This is a genomic window from Streptomyces incanus (assembly GCF_042656345.1).
Taxonomy (GTDB): domain Bacteria; phylum Actinomycetota; class Actinomycetes; order Streptomycetales; family Streptomycetaceae; genus Streptomyces; species Streptomyces incanus.
In genome coordinates this window covers 1-19,123 of the sequence record NZ_JBHSPC010000019.1, presented here as the reverse complement: position 1 = coordinate 19,123, position 19,123 = coordinate 1, and the positions used below count along the sequence as shown (strand labels likewise).

Below are 19,123 nucleotides of genomic sequence, written 5' to 3'. Positions count from 1 at the left end.
GGCGGGCGGCGGGGCCGGCCCTACGGCGACACCGTTCCTGGAGTCAGGGGTTGTGCCCCTGGTCGCCGTCGGCGCCGTCCACCGCGCCCGCGGCGGTACGGGTCGCGATCTCGGCCGCGGTGATCACCGCACCGGCGACCATCCCGGCGGGCCCGGCCGCGGCGGCCGCCTTGCCCAGCGCACCGGAGGCTCCGGCTCCCGCGCCGGCTCCGCCTCCACCGGCCCCCGAGGGGCCACCGCTGCCGGACCCTCCGCCGCCCGCGCCCACGCCCTTCGTGCCCATGGCACCGCTGGGGCCGCTCTTGCCGGAGGACCCGGACGACCCGCCCGACCCGGACGCACCGGACGACCCGGCGGAGCCGCCGTCGCCCGACCGGGACGAACCGGACGGGCCGGACGGGCCGCTCCGTCCGCCGCTGCCGCTGCCACCCGCGATGGAGCGGGCACCGGAGGCCACGGTGCCGCCCACCGCCGACATGGCGCCGCTCTCGGCGCCCGATCCGCCGAGAGCGGCGGTGGCGGGCATGACGAGCCGCAGCAGGGCGGGCAGCGAGACCGCGGAGAGCAGCATGATGCCGATGCCCGCGATGCGTTCGTGGATGCTGACCTCGCTGTTGTCCGAGGAGATCATCACCGAGCCCGCGTACATCACGAGGGCCGCGGCCGGTTTGTACAGCAGCCAGGCGATCATCCAGCCGATGTGCTTGCGCCACCAGCCGGCACCCCAGTCCGTCATGGAGGCGGCGGCGGCGATCGGGAGGGTGCCCAGTAGCAGGATCATGACGCCCAGCCGGATGTAGAGCAGGATCGTCTGGATGATGCCGGCGATGAGCAGCAGGAAGGCGAGCACCATCAGCAGGAAGGCCTGCAGGGTGCTGCCGGAGGTGCAGCGGCCGATGTGCGCCAGTTGCGCCTCCGCTCCCGCGTCGAACAGATATTGCGCGTACCTGTCCGACAGCCCGGCCGCCGCGGTCAGGACCGTCGTGGCGGCCGCCGAGACGAAGACGACCCGGAGGATGCCCTTGAGGGCGGTCTTGCCGGCGTCCCCGCGCCGTTCGATCGCCATCCGGGCGGAGGCGAACAGCAGCGAGCCGACCGCCAGGTAGACCACGACCCACTGCGAGGCGTTGTTGATGGCCGTGGTCGGATTGCTGCCCGTCGCCCCGGAACTTTTCTCCCAGGTCAGGGTCGGGATGGAGGTGACCAGGGACCCGTACACCTGGATCGCGGCGCCCAGGACGAAGTCCGCGACCGCCTCCATGATGGTTCCGATGGGGTTGCCCAGGAACTTGAAGAATCCCACCAGGGCGTCCAGTACGGGGACCCCTGAACTGTTGCACGAGGCCATGTCAGGTCTCCCACAGAAGGTAACCGTTGGTGTTCTGCACCGGGCTCAGGGTGGAATACAGGCTGCCGTCGCCGAAGGGCAGGATCTTCCAGTCCCCCTCTTCCCAGCGCAGGTTGACGGTGGTCCCGGTGAAGCCGTCGCTGCCGCGCATGAGCAGGTTCACACTTGCCGCGCTCTTCGCGTACGAGCGCACCGAGAAGCCGACGTAGGAGGCGACGGACGCCTGGTCCACCTCTTCGGACGGGGCGTCCTCGATGGTGCGGCGCGTGAAGACGAACATGTCCCGCGCCAGGCCCGGCACCAGTTGCCGCTCCGCCACCGTCTCCCAGTCCGCCATGCCCATCTGAGACGTGATGACATGGGCGGCCAGCACGGCACCGGTGGCGGTGTGGGCGAAACACCACCAGGGCGTGCCCCCGGTCCGCACCGGTCCGGCCGTCGGGGAGACGGGCACGCGCACGGCGCCGATCATGCGCCAGGTGACGTCCTTCGGCGCGGCCTCGGGGCGGGCGTCACCTGCGCTGTCGTCCGTATGGCAGTCACCGGGCCGACCGTGCGCGGCGACCGGTTCGCGGCCGGCCGCCGGGGCGCGGGCCGAGCCGTCGCCGCCGGAGGTCAGCGCCACGAGCCCGCCCAGGACCACCGCGCCGGCGAGGAACCCGGCCGACAGCTGCCAGCCGCGCTGACGCCAGTACGGGCCGGACACCTCGGGCTGCCGCTGCCTGCGTGTGAACATCTCGGACGACCGCCGGTCAGTTGAAGACGAAGGAGATCAGCGGACCCGCGGTGGCCACCAGGACACAGCCGCCGAGCACCATGCCGAGACGGCTCATGTGCTCCGAACTCTCGCCCCGCTTGAGGGAGATGGCCATCATCGCGCCGGTGACCAGCACCCCGGCCACACCGGCGGCGGTTCCGCCCCAGGCGGCTATGCCGAGCACGGTGTTGACCTTCTCGGTCAGCTCCTCCGGGGCCTCCCGGCCGGGGTCCGGCACGTCGGAGGCGAGGAAGACCGATGCCTTGAGGAGGAGTGAGGAGGACATGGAGATCTCCGGAGAGTCGGTGCCCGAGCCCGGTGGGGTGGGCAGGTGGTGAGGGGTGGGAAGGGTGGAGCTGGTCTGGATGTGATGCGGTTCTGGGGGTGGTGCGGGCCTGGATGTGGAGCTGGTCTGGGGTGGAGCTGGTCTGTATGTGGTGTGGGCCTGGATGTGGTGCGGGTCAGGAGGGGCGTCGGTCAGAGGCGGTGCCTGTCGGTCAGAGGCGGCGCCGCTATTCCGGCGCGTGGAGCGACAGGTCGCCGAGGAACGCGACGAGCGGACCGGCGCAGGTGGCGATCAGCGCGGCGAGGACGACGAAGAAGACACCGCGGAAGTGCTCCCCGCCCTCGCCCGGATCGCCGCGGCGCAGTTGGAGGGACATGTTGATGCCGATGATGATCAGACCGGCGACCCCGGCGGCCGAGGCGCACCAGGCGAGAAGACGGAGGATCGTCATCGCGCCACCGCCGATGTTCGGGTCGAACGCGTCGACCGCGAGGTGGCTCTGGAACAGCAGTCGGTTCATGAGGCGGTACTTCCTCGGTGGACGTCGGTTCCCACCAACTGGGCGAGTGCGCTGATCTTCCGGGGCAGCGAGCGCGGCCGGCCGCCCACGCGCCAGGCCGGTATCCACGGCACCCGGTGGACGTGGACGACGGAGCGGATGACCCGGATGCGACGCAGCAGGCTGAGCGGCAGCCGGTTCGGGGCGTCGGCGACGAGGACCACGGCCACCAGGTCGAGACCCTGCGGGGCCTTGCCCTCGTGCAGTGCGCCCAGCGCCTGCGACACGGCTCTGATGCCCTGCGCGCTGGTCCGGCCGACGATCACGATCCGGCGGGGTTCGCCCTTCGCGGGCTCCGGCCAGCGGGCGCCCACGTCCACGCCGCCGAGGAGCTCGCACAGCGAGGTCGCACCGGCGCCGCCGTGCGCCTTGACCCACCCGATCTCGTCCGGGGACTTGCCCCGTAGGGGCCTGCGCCGTTTGGGCTCGCCCCAGCCGGCTTCGGCGGACCGGTCCGTGGTGGCCCGGTCCGCGGCGGCCCGGCGTACGGGTGCGGCCCCGGCGGAACCGGACGCCTTGGGCGGGCCCGGCCGGGACTTCGGGACGCCTGGAGTCCCGGCCGGGCCGGGGGATGTGACCGGACCCGGGGTCCTGGGGGAGGCCGGGGGCGTGGTCCGGGACGCGGGCGCCGGTTCGGTCCGCTGCGTGGGCCGCGGGGCCGGGCGCGGTGCCGGGTGCGGCGCCGGGTGGGGGCGGGCCGCCGGTGAGGGCTGCTGCTGTACCGGCCGGGCCGCGGCGGTGGCCGGGGCGGCGGGCGCGTGACCGGCCGCGGGACGGGGTGCCGTGCGGTCGGCGGCAGGCGGAGCCTGTACGGAGGCAGGCCGGGTGGCCGGCGGTTGCGCGGCCGGAGCCGGCCGGGTGGCGGGTTGCTGCGCGGGGGACGTACCGGCGCCCTGCTCCTCGGGGTCGGCCGTCTCCGTGCCGGGTCGCGGGCGGGCGGGTTTCGGTCCCCGTACCCAGCCCCGCGGGTCCGACGGCGTTGCCGAAGGAGTGCCCATGTGCTTCCTGCCCCCCTCTTGCCCTGTTCCTGTGCTGCTCTGGCTCATCTGGTTTCCACCGGTTTGAACTTCTTTGCGCCGGGCCGCGTTTGATCTACCGAGCCCGCCGGACAGCACAACGGGCCGACCGGCACAGCGGTTCAAGGTGAGGGGAAGAAGGCACGCGCCGATGAGCGCAGACTCGGAAGACAACGCATCGAACACCGTCCGCAACGTGGCAGCGGCCGGTGTCGGCTGCGGCTGTCTGATGTCGCCGGTGATCCTGGTGATCGGCGCGGTCGTCGTCATCATCTTCGGCGGATTCGGCGTGCTGCTGGCGCCGCTGATCGCCCTGATCCTGCTGTTCGGCGGGGGTGGAGGCAGCGACTCCGCCAACGAGGCCATCGGCCACGAGATCGAGAACGTCTTCGGCGGCGACGGCAAGGAGGAGCTGGACGAGAACACCGTCCCGGACGACCTGGTGGACAGCATCAAGGACGCCGGCGACCTGTGCTCGGACATCGGCCCGATCGTCATCGCGTCGCAGCTGGAGAACGCCTCCGGCTTCAACGCCGAGATGAAGGGCGCCAACGGCGAGAAGGGCATCTCCCAGCTGCCACCCGAGATCTTCGAGAAGTACGGCGAGGACGACGACGACAACGACGAGGTCGACGCCATGGACACCGCCGACTCGATCATGGCGCAGGGCCGCTACATGTGTGACCTGGCCGAACAGGCGAAGAGCGCCATCGACGCCAAGACGGTCGAAGGGACCGTTCTGGACGTCACCCTGGCCGCCTACAAGATCGGCATGGACGCCGTCATCGAGGCCGGGGGCGTCCCGCAGTCGAACGACGCCGTCGGCTATGTGGCCGCCATCCGCGCCCAGTTCGCCAAATACGCCGGTGTGGCCGCCCCGCCCGACGGCGCCACTCCGGGCGTCACCCCCAGTCCCGACGAGTCCGGCGGCCCGGACGAACCGGACGACTCCGAATTCGTGGACACCCGGACCGCGGATTCCGGTTCCGCCGACGACGGGACTCCCGCCCCATGAGGAGGCCAGCCATGACCCGCTTCGATGTGTACATCTCCGGCGACGGGTTCGCCCGCATCGACCAGGAGCCCGTCGCCCCCGCACCGGACGAGTCCGTGCACGAGGCCGTACTGGACCATTTGCAGCGGTACGCGGAGCAGTGCGGCACCCCGGTGCAGGCGACCGTGACCGAGGGACCGGGCGACGCCCACTTCACCCTGGAGGTCGCGCCGGACGGATCGAGCCGGGTTCTTGCGCAGGAGGAACCCGAGGAGCCGGAGGAACCCGAGGAGCCGGAGGAACCCGAGGAGCCGGAGGAACCCGAGGAGCCGGAGGAATCAGAGGAGCCGGAGGATCCGGAGGTGCCCGAAGGCCCGACGGACCCGGAGGTGTCCGAAGGCCCGGAGGCCTCCGAGGGCCCGCGGGAACCGGCGGCACCCGAGGACTCCGAAGACCTGGAGGTCTCCGAGGCCCCGGCGCCTGTGCCGCACCCCGTGGCCGGGTCCGCCATCGCCGCGGCCGTCGCCCGCGCGCGGGCCACCGCCGCCGGCGACGCCGTGAACTCACCGGCCCGGATCAGCATCCCGGCCCAGGCCACGGCCCCCGAGCCGGAGCTCGTACCCGGCCAGGAGTCGGCCATGGAGTGGGAGGCGGAACGGTCCCCGTCCCCGGCTCCGTCTCCGGCCCTCGGGCCGGAACCGGAACCGGCATCCGGCCCGCCTCCGGAGCCCACGCGCAGGACCACGCGGGGCGTCACCGAGGAACTGTCCGCCCCTGTAGCCGCCGTGGACCTGTCGCCCGAGCTGATCGAACGGATCACCCGGATCAACGCGTTGGCGGCCGTCGGCCGGCTGGACGAGGCGCTGGACGACGCGACCGCGCTGCGCGAGGCCATGACCGCCGAGGTGGGCGCCGAACACCCCGACGCCCTGGAGGCGAGGGCGATGGAGGCGTACCTGGCGCACCTGCGCGGGGACCACCGGGAGGCCACGGTGCTGGCCCTGTCCGTGGCCCGCATCCTGTGCGGGGCCGGCGACCCGCAGGCGCCGGCGGCGGTGGCGAGGGCGGCAGCCGCGTGGCAACGGCTGGACGACGACCGGGCGGCGGAGATACACGGCAACGAACTGCTGCACATGTGGGGCAGATTGCACAGCGCCGGCCGCCTGTCCCCGGCGGACGAACACCTGGCCCACCAGGTCCGCGTCCAACTGGAGGACCTGACCGCCTACGTCTGACCGGCCCTCGCACGCCGCCGCCGTGCAAACCGTCGCACAAACCCGCTGCACAAACCCGCTGCACAAACCCGTCGTGCAACCCGGTCGTGCAACCCCGTTGTACGGCGGATGTATTCAACGTCAATGAAGCATCGAACGAGCGTCGAACACGCCTGGCAACACTCCACTCCGCCGGAGGTTCCGGCTCCCCGTCCCACGGCAGGGAGCCGGCCGTCCCAAGGAGCAGGAGCACACCATGAACGTGACGGTGATCGGATCGGCAAGCGCGGTGTCCCCCGAGGAACGGGCACTGAGGGACCTCTACCTGGAGCACGGCCCGGCCCTCTACACGTACGTGCTGCGCATGCTGAACGGGGACACCCACCGTACGGAGGACGTCATCCAGGAGACGCTGCTGCGCTGCTGGAACAAGCAGAACCTGGCGGACGGCGAGGGAATGGCCGTACGCCCCTGGATGTTCCGCGTCGCCCGCAACATCGTGATCGACGCACACCGTACGAAGATGGCCCGCCCGCTGGAGATAGGCGGCGCGACCTGGCTGGCCGAACTGGGCGCCGAGGCCGACGACATCGAACGCATGCTGTCGTCCATCGTCCTGCACGACGCCCTCCAGGCCCTGACGCCCGCACACCGCGAGGTCCTGGAGGCCACCTTCTTCGCCGACCGCACCACCCAGCAGGCGGCCACCGCCCTCGGCGTCCCCCAGGGCACGGTGAAGTCCCGCGTCTACTACGCCCTGCGCAGCCTGAAAACAGCCCTGGAAGACCGGGGCATGCACTGACCGCCTGACCGCCTGACCGCCGTCATGCGTGCCCGCCCGGTCGGGGCGCCGGACGGCTCGGCTCTCAGGCCAGCAGCTGGGAGCCGAGAGTGTCGTGGGCCCAGCGCTCCCACTTGTCGGCCGGCCAGGCGCGGTCGCGGGTCAGGACCAGGAAGAGTTCCGGGCTGAGCAGGGCGTAGACGACGTCCGCCGCCTCTTCGGCGGAGAGGCCGGGCCGGGCGCCGGGTTTCTCGGTCAGGGCCCGCGCGGCCGTCGAGACGACCGTGTACCGGGGGTCGGTCGTGTCCGGCCACAGCGCGCGGATCTCCGGGTCGGTCGCGGTCGCGGCCCGGACCATCTCGTTGATGGCGGCGACGCGTTCGAGCGTCCTGCGGGCACCGGCGACCAGGACGGCCAGGGCCGATTCCGCGGTCGGTGCGGTCGTGACCTCCTCGAACCAGGGCCGGTCCATCGTGGCCAGGGGCTCGTCGTCACCCGCGATGGCGACGTCGACCAGTTCCTTGAGCAGCGAGGGCTTGTTCCGGAAGACGAAGTAGATCGTCTGCACCGCGACGCCCGCCCGGTCGGCGATCTCCTGCAGCTTGGTCGCCCCGTACCCCTGCTCCACGAACAGCTCGGCGGCCGCGTCGATGATCCGCCGCCGCGTCTCCCGGGCCCTGTCGCCCCGTTTTCCCTTGACCTCAGCCATGACTGGAGCCTATATCTAGAGTTGGACACTAGAGCTCAACTCTAGTGAATGATTCTCCTCACCGAAGGGGTGAGCCATGCACGCCATCGCCAACCGTCAGCAGGCAGAGGCATGGAACGACTGGGAGGGCGCCCACTGGGCCGAACACGCGGAGCGCTACGACGCGATGATGGGAGCGTTCAACGAGCCCTTGTTCGCCGCCGCGGGCATCACGGCCGGCCACCGGGTCCTGGACGTCGGCTGCGGCACCGGTCAGACGACGCGCCTCGCCGCACGTCGGGCGTACGACGGCGAGGCCGTCGGAATCGACCTGTCCGCGCCCATGCTGGACCGCGCCCGCCGTGACGCCGCCGCGGACGGCGTCGGCAACGTCACCTTCGTCCAGGGCGACGCCCAGGTGCATCCGCTGCCCGCCCGCGCCTTCGACGTCCTCCTCAGCCGCGGCGGGGTCATGTTCTTCGCCGACCACGTCGCGGCCTTCACCCACTTGCGCCACTCGCTGGCGCCCACCGGCCGCCTCGCGTTCCTCGGCCCGCAGCCCGAGGGCCCGGACAGCGCCTACGCCCGCGCGACCGCCGCACTCTCCCCGTTCCTGCGCGAGGCGTCCCCCGCCGCCAGGGGCATGGGGTCCCTGCTCGACCCCGCCCGCATCCGCGAGGTGCTCACCGCCGCCGGATACACCGACATCGACGTGACCCCTGCCGAGGCCCCCATGACCTTCGGCGCCGACGCGGCCGACGCCGCCGACTTCCTCCTGGCCATGGGCCCGGTCCGCCACAACCTGCGTGACGCCGAACCGGAGACCACCACCCGAATTCACGCCGAACTGCGCGACAGTTTCAGGGAGTTCGAGATCTCCGGCGGCGTCCGCATTCCAGGGTACGTCTGGATCGTCACGGCATCCGCGTAGGGCCTGTCGGAAAAGAGGCCGATCAAGCGGTCAGGGTGGGGAGGACCCGCCGTCAGGGCAGTCGCTGCGTTGGAGGTGCCCCCGGGAAGGATGGGGATTCGCCCCGTTACATGGACGCCCGAGTACGCCAGAGCCCGCATACGGACATCCGTACGCGGGTTCTGGCCGCTGTCGGGGTGGAGGAGTGGTTCGGCTCCCACATGGCTCCCGAAGTGTGAACTCCGAGATGGGCCATGTTGCGAACGACATATATCGTGGGCGACATGGCTGATCTGTACGACGTCGAGATCGAGCCCGAGGTGCGTGTCTGGTTGGAGTCCCTTCCGGCAAGGCACTACCGGAAGGTGGAGCGGATGGTGATGCTTTTGGCCGACGACCCGGCGAACTTGGGAGAACCACACGCCCGCCATCTCGGTGACGGTGTACGCGAACTGAGACCGACGCTCGAAGGGGCGGCCTTCCGTATTACTTATTGGCTGACCTCACGTCGCACAGTGGTGTTGCTGACCGTGTTCCGTAAAACCAGGATGCGGGAGGAAGCGGAGGTCGACAGGGCCAAGCAGATGAAGAAGAACTGCGAAGCCGAGCACGGGCCGGCACATCAGCTGTTCGACCGCGACGTCGACAAGGAGGAGCTGGAATGAACCACAGTCGCTGGAGGCTCGCCCGTGAGAAGGCTCTCACCGGTGAGGACAGCCGTTCGCCGGAGCTGAAGGAGCTCGACCGGGAGATCAGTCTCTCCATGGCGCTCGCCCAGGTGGTGTACGACCGCCGGAAGGCCCTCGGCCTGTCCCAGGAGGAGCTTGCCCGCCGCTGCGGTCTGACCCAGGCGAAGATCTCCCGCATCGAGGGCTCGGACACCGTCCCCACCCTGCCCCTGCTGGCGAAGCTGGCCAAGGGGCTCGAGGCCTCCCTGAACATCGCCATAAGCGAGGAAGACGCGAGCCTCACTCTCACCGCTCGCGACGCGGCCTGAGCTGCTCCGGACATGGCCGGGCATGCTCCGCACCCCCGCCCATCGGCTCAGCCGGCCGCACGAAGAGGGCCCCGGACGAGACGGCTTCGGCAGTCCCGGCAGTGTCCGGGTTCCGGCGCGCGGAAGGCGCGCTCGCAGCCGTCGCAGGTTTGGAACGGCAGGACGGCCAGGCGTTCGGCGACCGCCGGGAGTGGTGCCGGGGGTGGCGCGGGCAGGGGTGTTTCCCGGAGGCGGAAGGCGAGGAGGCCCGCCGGGCGGGTCAGGAAGTGGTCGGGGAGCCGTGCCGTGAGATGTGCGGTGATCCGGGAAGGCGTGACACCCGCTGCGAGCCACTGCCCGACGGCCGGCGCCAGCCGCACGGCCTCCCGCTCGGACAGGAGGAGCCGCGGATCGACCCGGCGGAGCGAGGCCAGCACGGCGACCGCCTGCGGGTCGGCGTCGGCGAGTGACGCCGACTCTTCCGGCCGGTCCGGAGCGGGGGCGGGCGCCGCTTTCTCCGTGGCGGTCACCGAAGAGGGCGTGGTCGGCCCGGTTGCGGACGACTTCCGGGGCCGGGGCGGCTTCGGCGGTTCCGGGGACCCGCCGGGGTCTGAGGGGCCGTCCGGGTCCGGTTCCGGGCCGCCGCCGGGGACGTCGTAGAAGTACGTCCGGGTGCGGATCTGCCCGGAGGACAGGCGCTCACAGCGTCGTTCCAGGTAGCCGGCGGCCTCCAGCTCCCGCAGGGCCCGGGAGATCAGGATCTCGCCCTCGGTGAAGTGCGCGCACAGGGCGGCGATGGACACGGGGGTGCCGGTGGGCAGGGAGAGGATGTAGACCCCCACGCCGACGGTGACCGCGCTGCCGCGCCGCTGGGCGAGGGCGTTGGCGATGACCGTGAAGTCGGCGGTGAGCCGGGTGCGTACGTGGATCACACCGGAGGTCGGAGCTCCGGCGTCGGCGCGCAGGCGCGCGTTAGACTGCGAGTCAGCCATTGGGAAGGTCGCATCTTCCTGATCGGTCAGGCCCTCGTTCGGGATTGCCGTCCCGGCCGGGGGCCGTATCTGTTTGCGGTTGTCGAGCTTGTTGCGGTGAACGTAACCGCCCGTATCCCGCCCCCGCAAGCCGGTCACCCGCACGAGTGACGCGAGCCTTCCGGCGGGGAGGGTGGGTGGGCGGGTAGTTCTTTCCCCCGGTTCTTTCAGGAGGTCAGCGGCCCGCCGGACCCTCGCGGACAAGGACCCGGTGGGCCCGGCGGACGGACGGCGGCCGGAGCCCGGCCGTCTCAGGGACGGTGCTGCCCGTCGCCCTTCAACTCGCTTATGAACGCGGCCCAGGAAGCGACTTCGAAGCACAGCGTCGGACCGTGCGGCACCTTGCTGTCACGGACGGGCACGGCGGCCCGGAACCCGTCGGCCACTTCCACGCAGTTGCCGCCCTCCTGATTGCTGTAGCTGCTCTTGCGCCAGGCGACGCCGGTCGGATCGGGATGGGACCTTCGCTCCACGGTGGTTGTCCTCCCTCACGGATCGGATCATGTCGAGTGACATGAGCGGGGGCAGAGCTGCCGCCCGCAGCCGATCGTAGGTCAGCGCGAAACTCCTGACCTCCCCTGGATCCTCGATGAGTTGGCCGTAGTGCGCGCCTTCCGTGTAGGCGTTCTCCGAGCCGTCCGGCAGGGTGAGCACCGTGAGCGAGCCGCCCATGACATCGTGCTCGCCCTGGTCGAACGGCAGTACCTGCACCGTGATGTGAGGTTCCGCCGCGGTATCGAGCAGCCGCGCCAACTGCTCGCGCATCACCGCCTGGCCTCCGACGGGACGCCTGAGCACCGCCTCGTCGAGGACCACCCACAGCTCGGGTCGGCAGGGTGTGCCGAGACGCTCCTGCCGTCCCATACGAAGGGCGACCCGCTCCTCCAACTGCTCTTTGCCGCCCAGCGTTCGACCGACACTCAGCACCGCCCGCGCGTAGCCCTCCGTCTGCAACAAGCCAGGCACCACGTGAGCCGCGTATTCGTGGATGGCCACCGCCCGCCCCGAGTACTCCATGAACCTCCGGGACCAGTCCGGAAACGCCTCCCGGTACACGTACGGCCACAACTCCACCAGCAGGTCATCCGCACCGAGGGCCGCGTCCAGCGCACGTGCCAGCTCCAGCGTCGGCTTCGCACCGGACGCCCGCTCGATCTGCGTGATCCGCGTGCTCACCACATGCGTCCTGGCGCCGAGTTCGGCCTGGGTCAGCCCGGCCGCCGTACGGAGCCGGCGCACCCGGGCGCCGAACAGCGCCGCCATCGACGTACTCGGATCAATTCCGTTGGCCAAAGCGTCACTTCCGTTCCTTACCGCCTGAAAGGTAATGCTGTGTCACCTTTCGAGCGTAGGGCGATCGGACGACTCTTGTTCACGGAACGTGACGCATCGCGCACGCCGCGAGATGTCGCGGCTCGAACGGACAAGGACGGACAGGCCGTGCTGACAGGAACGACCACCCCGGAAGAACGGCCGCGCCGGACCGCGACCGCCGCCGCACTCGACGGCACCGCACACGAACCCCACTCCTGGGCCGGACAGTTCGCCTCCTCATCGCGAGGTGCGCGGCTCGCCCGACGCCTCGCCGTCCGGCGCATGGAGGACTGGGGCCACCCACCGGAGTCGGACGCGTCGTGCACGGTCGCTCTGGTCGTCGGCGAACTCGCGGCGAACGCCGTACAGCACGGCAGGGCCCCCGGTCGCGACTTCCACCTCCGGCTCGCCCTCGACACGGCTGCGGACCTGGTCCGCATCGAGGTCGCGGACGCCGCCTCGGCGAAGCGGCTGCCCTCGGCCCCGCCCCCGTCGTGCCCGGAGGGCGAGTCGGGCCGGGGACTGCTCCTGGTGGACGTCCTGGCCCTGCGCTGGGGCTCGACACCTCGCCGGCCCGTCGGCAAGACGGTGTGGGCGGAGGTGTCCGTGGGAACAAGCTGATCCCAGCCGCCCCCGGAAACCGCCGGGGCCGACCCGGACCGCACCCCAAGGCTCTCGATTTCCCTGGTGAAAGCCGTTGGCTTTGCTGCGCCTTGGGCGCCCCGGAGAGGAGCCGGGGGCGCTTCGGCTCTCACCTGGCTCCCGCCCGCAGGGGAGTACGGCTTCCGGTCAGTCGGCTGTGCCTGCCGGGACAACCCAGGCTGTCGGCTGTCCTGTAGCGGCGGCGATCATGTCGAAGTCGCCGTCGTAGTGCAGGACGGTCGCCCGGTGGCGTTCAGCGGTGGCCGCGATCAGGAGGTCGGACACCGAGAGGGCTCTCCAGTTTCCGTTGCCGATCAGCATCGCCTGGATCTCGAAGGCTCGATCCCATGTCTCGTCCGGTGTGGACAGCCAGTCGAAGCCGCGCATTCCTTCGCGAATGCGGTCGGCGTCGGCCTTGGAGCGCGCGCTGCGCAGGATTTCGAGCTGGACGGCGCCACAGACGGCGAGCAGTCCCGCGTTGTGCAGCGGGTACAGCACGGCTCGTACGGTGGGCTTGGGGTAGCGCGCCAGGACAGAGGTGTCGATCAGGTAGTGCTCGGACACGTTCAGGCCGCGTGGTGTGCGTCGGAATCGCCTTCTCGGACCGGACCGGTGAGGTCGGGGAGCCCTCCTTCGGCCAGCCAATTGAGGAACGATTCCCGCTTGCGGCGCTTGATCGCGTCTTCCAGTGCCGCGTTCACCGTTGCGACCTTGGTGGTCGTTCCGAAGATCCGCGCAGCCTCAGCGAGGTTCTCGTCGTCGATGTCGATCACTGTTCGGGACATGGGTATCCTCCTTCGCCAGTCCAGCGGTCGATATCAAGTCTGCCGTAATTTGATATCGCTGTCGACCTTGAGAGTGATGGGGCTCCTCAACGGCTCCAGGCCCGCACGGGAGCTGCGGGCCATGGATGAGAACTTTGCCGAAGATCAGGAAGAGGTGGGCGGGGAGGGGCAGGGAGAGGGCGACGCGGTGACCTGACCCAAAATCGTTTGGCCCCCGGTTTGGCCCTCCAAGCACGAAAGAGACCTCCTACAGATGTCTGCAGGAGGTCTCTGACTCTGTCGGGGTGGCGGGATGTGAACCCACGACCTTCTGCGTCCCGAATAAGGTCAGGGCGCCAGGACCACCCAGTCGGCGTCGGGCGCGGACTCGGTGCCGTCCGCGTACCGGGCGGTCACCCAGTAGAAGTGAGTGGTGCCCTTGGCGGCGCCGGTGTCCTCGTAGGAGGACCCCGTCGTGGCCGCCAGCTTCTCGTACGCCTTGGCGTGCGAGTTCCACCTGTAGACCTGGTAGCCGGTGGCGTCGGTCACCGGAGACCAGGACAGCTCGACGCCCGCCTCTCCGGAAGCCGCCGTCAACCTGACCGGCGAACCCCCCGGCGTCGCCACGCTCGGCGTCATGTCGAGCTCGGTCGCGGCCACGATCTGGGCCTCGCCGGTCACCCGGAAGGAAGAGTTCCCGGCGTCGTCCACGGCGTCGACGATGAAGCAGGACTCCTCGCCGTCCGGGAGGACGGTGTACGCGTACGAGGTGGTGTCGGCCGACACGTAATAGCCCGGGTAGAGGGAGCACAGCTGCTCCTCCTCGTCCCCCAGCAGCTCGCCCCGTCGGACCACGTAGCTCGCCAGGTCGGCGGTCGGGTTGGCGTCCCAGCGCACCTCGAAGCCGTACTCGGTCGGGGTGACGGTCACCCCGGTGACGGCGGACGGCGGGGTGAGGTCCCGGCGCTTGCCGCTGACGACGGCGGACCGCGCGGACTCGTTGCCCGCGGCGTCCAGAGCGGTCACCCGGTAGTAGGAGGTGGTGTCCTCGGCGGCCGAAGCGTCCACGTACGAGACCTGCTCGGTACTGCCCACGTTGGTGTAGGCCCCGTCCGCACTGGCCGCCCGGTACACCCGGTACGACACCGCTCCCTGGACCGCGCTCCACCCGACCCGCAGCCCCTCCGGTTGGGAGGCGGTGCTCAGTCCGGCCGGCACGGGCGGTGCGGTGCGGTCGACGGCGGTGACCGCCTGGTCTGCGGTGCCGGTGGACTCGTTGCCGGCCTTGTCGACCGCGCGGATCTCGTAGTAGTACGTCTGGCCGGTCGGGGGCGGGGTGTTGGTGTACGACGTGGAGGTCGTGGTCGCCAGTGGCTTGGCGGGGTACGTGCTTCCCTTGAGACGGCGGTAGACGCGGTAGCCGGAGAGGTCCATCTCCTTGTTCTTGGACCAGGTGATCCTGGCCTTGCCGGTCGCCGTGTCGTACGTGACGGCGGCGCCCGTCGGGGTGCGCGGCTTGACCTTGTCGACGGTGGCCGAAGTCCTCGGCGCGTAGCCGAACTTGACGTTGGCGGCACCGGTCCAGTTGGCGAAGTCGACGCGCAGGGTGTGCTTGCCGGACGGAATGGTGACGTTGACCGTCTTCTTCACCGTCGTCGAGACGTCCTTCCACAGGTCGACCTTGCGGACGCCGTCGAGGTGGACGCGGATGCCGTCACGCGCTTCGACCGGGAAGGAGAAGGGGCCGCCGGAGCCGAAGTCGCGGGTCACCGTCCAGCGGACACCGAATTTGTTCGACGGCAGACCGGAAGCCGGGGCGCCCGTGCCCCAGTTCTGGTCGATCTTGGAGTCGCAGTCGGTCTTCTTCGGCTTACCGGAGAAGGTGGTGTTCGCGAAGAACTGCCGCTTGTAGACCGGCGAGGTGCAGGTGGGCGCGGCGGAGGCGGGCGTGGCGACGGCGGTGAGCAGGCCGCCCGCGGTAGCGAGCACGAGCACGATCGCGGTCGCGGCCGCGGAGGTCGTGCGTCTGGCTGGGGTCATTCGGTCCTCTGATCGGATCAGGACGCAAAAGAGCGTTCATGACCACGACATGCGAGGCCGGGATGAGGTTGTACCGATCTTCACGGCTCGACGACCGGGACTTTTTTCTTTCAGGAACACCCCGGACAACACATCAGGCCCGGTGCTGGTCTCTCAGCACCGGGCCTGCCCTGGTGTTTCTCTGTCGGGGTGGCGAGATGTGAACCCACGACCTCTTCGTCCCGAAGCAACTCGGGTGGGTGCCCGGCCTCGGGCTGCCGTGCCTGTCACCTGCTGTGATGGTCCACAGGCGTCCCCACCTGTCCGCCGGTGTGCATGGGTGTCGTCACGCAGTCAGACACTCACCGACCCGCGACGCTTGAGGCTCCCGACCATGCGGTTCTGATTCCCTGCAACTGCCGCTCACGACCGTGTGGCAGTTCCGCAGCCCGCATCGCCGGCCTCCCGCATGCGCGTTTCCATCGACGTGCTCCGGTCGTACGGGTCGACCTCGGGGCCGTCTCCCGGGCGCGAGGCCGCGCGCTCTGCGCTGAACTCGGGGGTGAGGTAGCCGGTGAAGGTATCGCAGCCACCGTTGGTGGTGTCCACCTTGTAGGAGACGAGGGAGAACGTACCCGGTTCGACGAAGACCTTCACCGGGTCGTCCCAACTCATCACGACCTCGCGGCGCACGATGGTGCGCGCGACTTCGTTGCTTCCCGCTGCAGCGCGTACGGCCGGATATACGTACGTGATATCGGTGGTCACCTCGACCGCACCGCGCTTACCTTCTCGGTACGTGATCCGCCCTCGTGTCTTGACCACATCCCCGACAAGCCGGACCTTCGTGTTCTCGAACCGGCTGAACAGCAGCAGAGGATCGTTCTCCCGGCTGGGCGTACGGAACGCGGTCGCCAGGTAGTCCTGGACATCCTGCTGATGAGGATTGATCAACGCGATCGCCTTCCTCGGCCGCTCCCCGCGCAGCACACCAGGATCCAGACTGGACGCGGCGAGGAAGTCCCGGGTCTTCTCGAGCGCCTGCGCGACCTGCCTCTTGCTCATCCACCCGGTCGCCCGTGCCTCAGGCAGGCCGATCCCAGCCGTCCCGTCACCCCACTGTGCCGCAGGCGACCCCCTGAACGGCTGCTCCAGAGTCGGAGGTTGGGCTGCCGCTTCCGTCGGCGGCGGTTGATCCGGATGCTTCGACTCCACAGCGAGCGGCGCATTCTCGCCGTCTCCACTTCCGCCTCCGAACCATCCAGCCACCCGCCCTGGATCCAGCGCCACGACCAGCACGGCGACCGCGACCAGCAGACCGATCGCGACCAGCAGACCGATCGCGTACCAGCCCTTACCTCCTTGCCGCCGGGCCGGTTGGTGACTCCGCCACGGCTCCGGTCGGCCGGTCTTCTCCCGCAGCCGCCGCCCCACCATCCGGGCCCGCGCCGACGGCTCCTCGGGCGCGCCCTTGGACCCCGCCTCGGCTTCACGAAGGAAGCGCTCCCACTCTTCGTCCGGTATGAACTCCCCACTCTTGCCCACGATGGGCCCCGCCCTTCTCACGTACCCGGTCCCACCCCAGGGCCGGTCATCTTCCGCGCATCCTCACACAGCTCGGCTTGGCTCCGTGATCGCTGCCGGTCGGGGCCCCGGCCCAGAGGACCTACGCGAAAGGTCGGTGGAGTCTGATTCGAAAATCAGCCATCCGCGCAGGCCAGACGCCCTCCTCCGGTCAGGGCGAGGGCCCCTGGCCGGCCGCAGGATTTGAACCTGTGACCTCATCCTTGTCAGGTCGATCACGGGGAGTCGGCAACGTCGGCCAACCGGCCGGTGTCCTCGGCTGATCGTCCGTTGCCATTCGGTGTTGGTCGACGCTGGCCGCACCTGTTGGTGTCAGCCGTTGGTGTCAGCCGCCCGACTCGGTCCAGCTCGGTCCCTGTGGGCATCCGAGAGAAGATCTTCTCCCCGATTTCTCCCAGCCCCGATAGGAGTCGGCCCCACGTTCACTGCCGCCTACGACGCGTCTGGCCGTCCTGGCTGCCCTGGCCGGGGGCGGAGGGCACGGAAAGCGGGGACGGCGTGGCAGCAGACAGTGCGCCGAGCACGTAAGGCAGGTCCTCGCTGCCCGCGCCGATCAGTACTCGCGCGCCCGGAACCGGTCCGCCCAGGGCCTCGCACTCGGCGATGAGCGCGATTTGTGCCTCCTCCGCCCCGTCCGTACGCCGGTAGCGGCCGAACCGCAGCCGCAGCGGGTCGTCCCGGTGCGGTGGCCGCACCCGGACCAGGCGCAGAGCCCCGGGGAAAGGCCGCACCCCGAAGCTGCCGGTACCCGTGGCCGGTCCGGGTACGGCGGCAAGTCCCTGCGGGCCGGTCCGCAGCCACCCCATCGACAGCATCTGCCACGGGCCCGGTCCCCACACGGTGCCCAGGAAGCGGCGCTCGGCCACCGGCGCGACGGGCTCCATCCGCTCCAGTGCCGGCAGCCTGCGCCGCACCAACCGGTACGCCCAGCAGGCCATGCCCACCGCGCTCACCACACCCACGACACCCGCGGTCCACGCCATCGTCCAGGGCGAATGCACCGCGAACATCGCGCCCAGGGCCCCACCCAGCCCTGCCAGGGTGAAGGCCACCCCCGGCACCGTCGTCTGCCACGGCCAGTTCAACCGGGACACGCCCCCACGCACGATCCGCCACAGCCCCGACCACAGGAACGCCGCGCCCAGCCCGGCTAGGACCGCCCCGAATGCGGCGGGGAGTACGAACTCCCGGCCCGGGTAGTGCGCTGTGCGCAGCATCCGCTGCTCACTGCCCGCCGACACCTCCAGCAGCCGCACCGAATCGCGCCACCAGTACAGGGTTGCCTTCCCGTTTCTGCCGGCGGCTTCGACAAGGTCCTGGTCCGCGTAGTCGATGTCCAGCTTGAGGGCCAGCGTGCGCCCGCCGGACCGGCCGAACTCGAACTGGTAGCGGGCCCCGCCCTTCTTGTTCAGCTTCAGCAGTACCTCGTCCACTGCCACACGCTCCGCCCGCAGACAGAACGGCTCCTGGTACCGGTCCCCGCACACCTTCAGACTGCCCGTGTCCCGCCCCTGAGCGTCGTGTATCTCCAGGCGTGGGAAGTCGAGGTCGGCAGAGCGATCACGCTCCGCGCCCCGTGCCAGCTGCCACGCCGCCCCCAGCAGCACGACGGCCAATACCACCCGCACCGTCCCCCACACCACGTCATGCACCCGCCCACGCACAGGCCCCACCTCCCTGCCCCCGGACGCCTCTCGCGTCGGTGCGGCAGATCGGAAGTCTGCCACCAGTGGGCGCCGACCGGTGAGGTCGTCGAGGGCACCAGAGGTGCTGTCTGGGCCTCAGCCCGGCGGCACCCACCTCGATCCACCACTCACCCCGGCTTCCAGTCCGTCCGCCGCCGACCCACACACCGTGGAGCGGGCGTGGTTCAGGGCGTCAAGGTGGAGCGCGCCACCGTACGAGCGACCTGGACGCCCTGGGCCGCGTCCGCTCGGCTCTGCCTGGGTCGGCGGCGGACGGGACGGGAGCACCCCGCACCCGCCCCTACGGGTCCGCGGTCGGCGACGGCGCCCCCTCCATCCCGGTGCCGGCCGATCCCCCGCCGGAGGCGTCATCTGGTGCCCGCGGATGACGTCCCGCCCTTGCCCGCTCGCACGCAGTGCGCCGCCGGGCGGGGCCGCCGTTGACGAAGACAGGGCGGCGGCCCCGTCGACGAGGCGGCGCGCCCGCGCCGGACGGGGTAACCAACTGCTGGTTCTCGGGGCTGGTTGAGTGTGCGTAACCATGTATGGGTGAGT

The 19,123-nt window shown here is 70.4% G+C and carries 22 protein-coding genes; 8 read left to right on the top strand and 14 right to left on the bottom strand.

Annotation, left to right across the window (positions count from 1 at the left end; all coding sequences use genetic code 11):
* Window positions 1-43: 43 nt before the first annotated feature.
* The 5 genes from ACFP2V_RS08445 to ACFP2V_RS08425 form a co-directional block, all read right to left on the bottom strand.
* Window positions 44-1,348: a hypothetical protein gene (locus ACFP2V_RS08445; protein WP_381207836.1), complete on the bottom strand. Its 1,305-nt coding sequence runs from the start codon at window positions 1,346-1,348 to the stop codon at window positions 44-46.
* A gap of 1 nt (window position 1,349) precedes the next feature.
* Window positions 1,350-2,084 carry a DUF8175 domain-containg protein gene (locus ACFP2V_RS08440; protein ID WP_381207834.1) on the bottom strand — a complete coding sequence of 245 codons (735 nt, stop codon included), beginning with the start codon at window positions 2,082-2,084 and terminating at the stop codon, window positions 1,350-1,352.
* Window positions 2,085-2,100: 16 nt separating this feature from the next.
* Window positions 2,101-2,391 (bottom strand): hypothetical protein, encoded by a 291-nt coding sequence (locus ACFP2V_RS08435; RefSeq protein ID WP_360045027.1) that lies wholly within the window; start codon window positions 2,389-2,391, stop codon window positions 2,101-2,103.
* A 226-nt stretch (window positions 2,392-2,617) separates the two neighbouring features.
* Window positions 2,618-2,911 carry a hypothetical protein gene (locus ACFP2V_RS08430; RefSeq protein WP_055631261.1) on the bottom strand — a complete coding sequence of 98 codons (294 nt, stop codon included), beginning with the start codon at window positions 2,909-2,911 and terminating at the stop codon, window positions 2,618-2,620.
* The gene (locus ACFP2V_RS08425; RefSeq protein ID WP_381207830.1) at window positions 2,908-3,948 is read right to left on the bottom strand and encodes a hypothetical protein; all 1,041 of its coding nucleotides are present in this window, start codon (window positions 3,946-3,948) and stop codon (window positions 2,908-2,910) included. Before ACFP2V_RS08425 ends, ACFP2V_RS08430 begins: the two co-directional genes overlap by 4 nt.
* 169 nt (window positions 3,949-4,117) lie before the next feature.
* On the opposite strand from ACFP2V_RS08425, the gene ACFP2V_RS08420 reads away from it, so the two are divergent.
* From ACFP2V_RS08420 to ACFP2V_RS08410, 3 genes are all read left to right on the top strand, one after another.
* A complete protein-coding gene (locus tag ACFP2V_RS08420) occupies window positions 4,118-4,981 on the top strand; it encodes a lysozyme family protein (RefSeq protein WP_380997955.1) in 864 nt (287 codons plus the stop codon).
* An 11-nt stretch (window positions 4,982-4,992) separates the two neighbouring features.
* Window positions 4,993-6,195, top strand: a complete 1,203-nt coding sequence (locus tag ACFP2V_RS08415; protein WP_381207826.1) for a hypothetical protein — start codon at window positions 4,993-4,995, stop codon at window positions 6,193-6,195.
* 235 nt (window positions 6,196-6,430) lie between these two features.
* Window positions 6,431-6,976, top strand: coding sequence for a sigma-70 family RNA polymerase sigma factor (locus tag ACFP2V_RS08410; protein WP_381207823.1), 546 nt, complete (start codon window positions 6,431-6,433; stop codon window positions 6,974-6,976).
* 64 nt (window positions 6,977-7,040) lie between these two features.
* Here ACFP2V_RS08410 and ACFP2V_RS08405 read toward each other — a convergent pair whose 3' ends face one another.
* Window positions 7,041-7,664 carry a TetR/AcrR family transcriptional regulator gene (locus tag ACFP2V_RS08405; RefSeq protein ID WP_381207820.1) on the bottom strand — a complete coding sequence of 208 codons (624 nt, stop codon included), beginning with the start codon at window positions 7,662-7,664 and terminating at the stop codon, window positions 7,041-7,043.
* Window positions 7,665-7,740: 76 nt separating this feature from the next.
* On the opposite strand from ACFP2V_RS08405, the gene ACFP2V_RS08400 reads away from it, so the two are divergent.
* The 3 genes from ACFP2V_RS08400 to ACFP2V_RS08390 all read left to right on the top strand — a co-directional run bounded on the left by ACFP2V_RS08400 (window position 7,741) and on the right by ACFP2V_RS08390 (window position 9,550).
* The gene (locus ACFP2V_RS08400) at window positions 7,741-8,574 is read left to right on the top strand and encodes a class I SAM-dependent methyltransferase (protein ID WP_381207817.1); all 834 of its coding nucleotides are present in this window, start codon (window positions 7,741-7,743) and stop codon (window positions 8,572-8,574) included.
* A 263-nt stretch (window positions 8,575-8,837) separates the two neighbouring features.
* On the top strand, window positions 8,838-9,218 hold the full coding sequence (locus ACFP2V_RS08395) for a type II toxin-antitoxin system RelE/ParE family toxin (RefSeq protein ID WP_381207814.1): 381 nt from the start codon (window positions 8,838-8,840) through the stop codon (window positions 9,216-9,218).
* Window positions 9,215-9,550: a helix-turn-helix domain-containing protein gene (locus ACFP2V_RS08390; protein ID WP_381207811.1), complete on the top strand. Its 336-nt coding sequence runs from the start codon at window positions 9,215-9,217 to the stop codon at window positions 9,548-9,550. Before ACFP2V_RS08395 ends, ACFP2V_RS08390 begins: the two co-directional genes overlap by 4 nt.
* A 47-nt stretch (window positions 9,551-9,597) precedes the next feature.
* On the opposite strand, the gene ACFP2V_RS08385 is transcribed toward ACFP2V_RS08390, so the two are convergent.
* The 3 genes from ACFP2V_RS08385 to ACFP2V_RS08375 form a co-directional block, all read right to left on the bottom strand.
* Window positions 9,598-10,521: a hypothetical protein gene (locus ACFP2V_RS08385; protein ID WP_381207808.1), complete on the bottom strand. Its 924-nt coding sequence runs from the start codon at window positions 10,519-10,521 to the stop codon at window positions 9,598-9,600.
* A gap of 290 nt (window positions 10,522-10,811) precedes the next feature.
* Window positions 10,812-10,946, bottom strand: coding sequence for a DUF397 domain-containing protein (locus tag ACFP2V_RS08380; RefSeq protein ID WP_381208039.1), 135 nt, complete (start codon window positions 10,944-10,946; stop codon window positions 10,812-10,814).
* Complete coding sequence (locus ACFP2V_RS08375; RefSeq protein ID WP_381208036.1) at window positions 10,909-11,823, bottom strand: helix-turn-helix domain-containing protein; 915 nt, start codon at window positions 11,821-11,823, stop codon at window positions 10,909-10,911. Before ACFP2V_RS08375 ends, ACFP2V_RS08380 begins: the two co-directional genes overlap by 38 nt.
* 177 nt (window positions 11,824-12,000) lie before the next feature.
* Between ACFP2V_RS08375 and ACFP2V_RS08370 the strand changes: the two genes are divergently transcribed.
* Window positions 12,001-12,495 (top strand): ATP-binding protein, encoded by a 495-nt coding sequence (locus ACFP2V_RS08370; protein WP_381207805.1) that lies wholly within the window; start codon window positions 12,001-12,003, stop codon window positions 12,493-12,495.
* A 168-nt stretch (window positions 12,496-12,663) separates the two neighbouring features.
* On the opposite strand, the gene ACFP2V_RS08365 is transcribed toward ACFP2V_RS08370, so the two are convergent.
* Entirely contained in the window at window positions 12,664-13,080 is a 417-nt protein-coding gene (locus ACFP2V_RS08365; RefSeq protein ID WP_381207802.1) for a PIN domain nuclease, read from the bottom strand.
* Between the two features lie 2 nt (window positions 13,081-13,082).
* Window positions 13,083-13,301, bottom strand: coding sequence for a type II toxin-antitoxin system VapB family antitoxin (locus tag ACFP2V_RS08360; RefSeq protein WP_381207799.1), 219 nt, complete (start codon window positions 13,299-13,301; stop codon window positions 13,083-13,085).
* On the opposite strand from ACFP2V_RS08360, the gene ACFP2V_RS08355 reads away from it, so the two are divergent.
* Complete coding sequence (locus ACFP2V_RS08355) at window positions 13,300-13,497, top strand: hypothetical protein (RefSeq protein WP_141666127.1); 198 nt, start codon at window positions 13,300-13,302, stop codon at window positions 13,495-13,497. The two genes, ACFP2V_RS08360 and ACFP2V_RS08355, sit on opposite strands and share 2 nt — an antisense overlap.
* Window positions 13,498-13,628: 131 nt before the next feature.
* Here the strand turns inward: ACFP2V_RS08355 and ACFP2V_RS08350 are convergent, their stop codons facing one another.
* The 3 genes from ACFP2V_RS08350 to ACFP2V_RS08340 all read right to left on the bottom strand — a co-directional run bounded on the left by ACFP2V_RS08350 (window position 13,629) and on the right by ACFP2V_RS08340 (window position 18,547).
* Window positions 13,629-15,320 carry a PA14 domain-containing protein gene (locus tag ACFP2V_RS08350; RefSeq protein ID WP_381207795.1) on the bottom strand — a complete coding sequence of 564 codons (1,692 nt, stop codon included), beginning with the start codon at window positions 15,318-15,320 and terminating at the stop codon, window positions 13,629-13,631.
* 402 nt (window positions 15,321-15,722) lie between these two features.
* Window positions 15,723-16,844: a hypothetical protein gene (locus ACFP2V_RS08345; protein ID WP_381207792.1), complete on the bottom strand. Its 1,122-nt coding sequence runs from the start codon at window positions 16,842-16,844 to the stop codon at window positions 15,723-15,725.
* Between the two features lie 461 nt (window positions 16,845-17,305).
* Window positions 17,306-18,547, bottom strand: a complete 1,242-nt coding sequence (locus ACFP2V_RS08340) for a hypothetical protein (protein WP_381207790.1) — start codon at window positions 18,545-18,547, stop codon at window positions 17,306-17,308.
* Between the last annotated feature and the right edge of the window lie 576 nt (window positions 18,548-19,123).

What these genes read in the sequence shown, in the direction of transcription:
- ACFP2V_RS08445 (WP_381207836.1), bottom strand. Translation starts at nt 1,348, where the DNA reads ATGGCCTCGTGCAACAGTTCAGGGGTCCCCGTACTGGACGCCCTGGTG.
- ACFP2V_RS08440 (WP_381207834.1), bottom strand. Translation starts at nt 2,084, where the DNA reads ATGTTCACACGCAGGCAGCGGCAGCCCGAGGTGTCCGGCCCGTACTGG.
- ACFP2V_RS08435 (WP_360045027.1), bottom strand. Translation starts at nt 2,391, where the DNA reads ATGTCCTCCTCACTCCTCCTCAAGGCATCGGTCTTCCTCGCCTCCGAC.
- ACFP2V_RS08430 (WP_055631261.1), bottom strand. Translation starts at nt 2,911, where the DNA reads ATGAACCGACTGCTGTTCCAGAGCCACCTCGCGGTCGACGCGTTCGAC.
- ACFP2V_RS08425 (WP_381207830.1), bottom strand. Translation starts at nt 3,948, where the DNA reads ATGGGCACTCCTTCGGCAACGCCGTCGGACCCGCGGGGCTGGGTACGG.
- ACFP2V_RS08420 (WP_380997955.1), top strand. Translation starts at nt 4,118, where the DNA reads ATGAGCGCAGACTCGGAAGACAACGCATCGAACACCGTCCGCAACGTG.
- ACFP2V_RS08415 (WP_381207826.1), top strand. Translation starts at nt 4,993, where the DNA reads ATGACCCGCTTCGATGTGTACATCTCCGGCGACGGGTTCGCCCGCATC.
- ACFP2V_RS08410 (WP_381207823.1), top strand. Translation starts at nt 6,431, where the DNA reads ATGAACGTGACGGTGATCGGATCGGCAAGCGCGGTGTCCCCCGAGGAA.
- ACFP2V_RS08405 (WP_381207820.1), bottom strand. Translation starts at nt 7,664, where the DNA reads ATGGCTGAGGTCAAGGGAAAACGGGGCGACAGGGCCCGGGAGACGCGG.
- ACFP2V_RS08400 (WP_381207817.1), top strand. Translation starts at nt 7,741, where the DNA reads ATGCACGCCATCGCCAACCGTCAGCAGGCAGAGGCATGGAACGACTGG.
- ACFP2V_RS08395 (WP_381207814.1), top strand. Translation starts at nt 8,838, where the DNA reads ATGGCTGATCTGTACGACGTCGAGATCGAGCCCGAGGTGCGTGTCTGG.
- ACFP2V_RS08390 (WP_381207811.1), top strand. Translation starts at nt 9,215, where the DNA reads ATGAACCACAGTCGCTGGAGGCTCGCCCGTGAGAAGGCTCTCACCGGT.
- ACFP2V_RS08385 (WP_381207808.1), bottom strand. Translation starts at nt 10,521, where the DNA reads ATGGCTGACTCGCAGTCTAACGCGCGCCTGCGCGCCGACGCCGGAGCT.
- ACFP2V_RS08375 (WP_381208036.1), bottom strand. Translation starts at nt 11,823, where the DNA reads ATGGCGGCGCTGTTCGGCGCCCGGGTGCGCCGGCTCCGTACGGCGGCC.
- ACFP2V_RS08355 (WP_141666127.1), top strand. Translation starts at nt 13,300, where the DNA reads ATGGGTATCCTCCTTCGCCAGTCCAGCGGTCGATATCAAGTCTGCCGT.
- ACFP2V_RS08360 (WP_381207799.1), bottom strand. Translation starts at nt 13,301, where the DNA reads ATGTCCCGAACAGTGATCGACATCGACGACGAGAACCTCGCTGAGGCT.
- ACFP2V_RS08350 (WP_381207795.1), bottom strand. Translation starts at nt 15,320, where the DNA reads ATGACCCCAGCCAGACGCACGACCTCCGCGGCCGCGACCGCGATCGTG.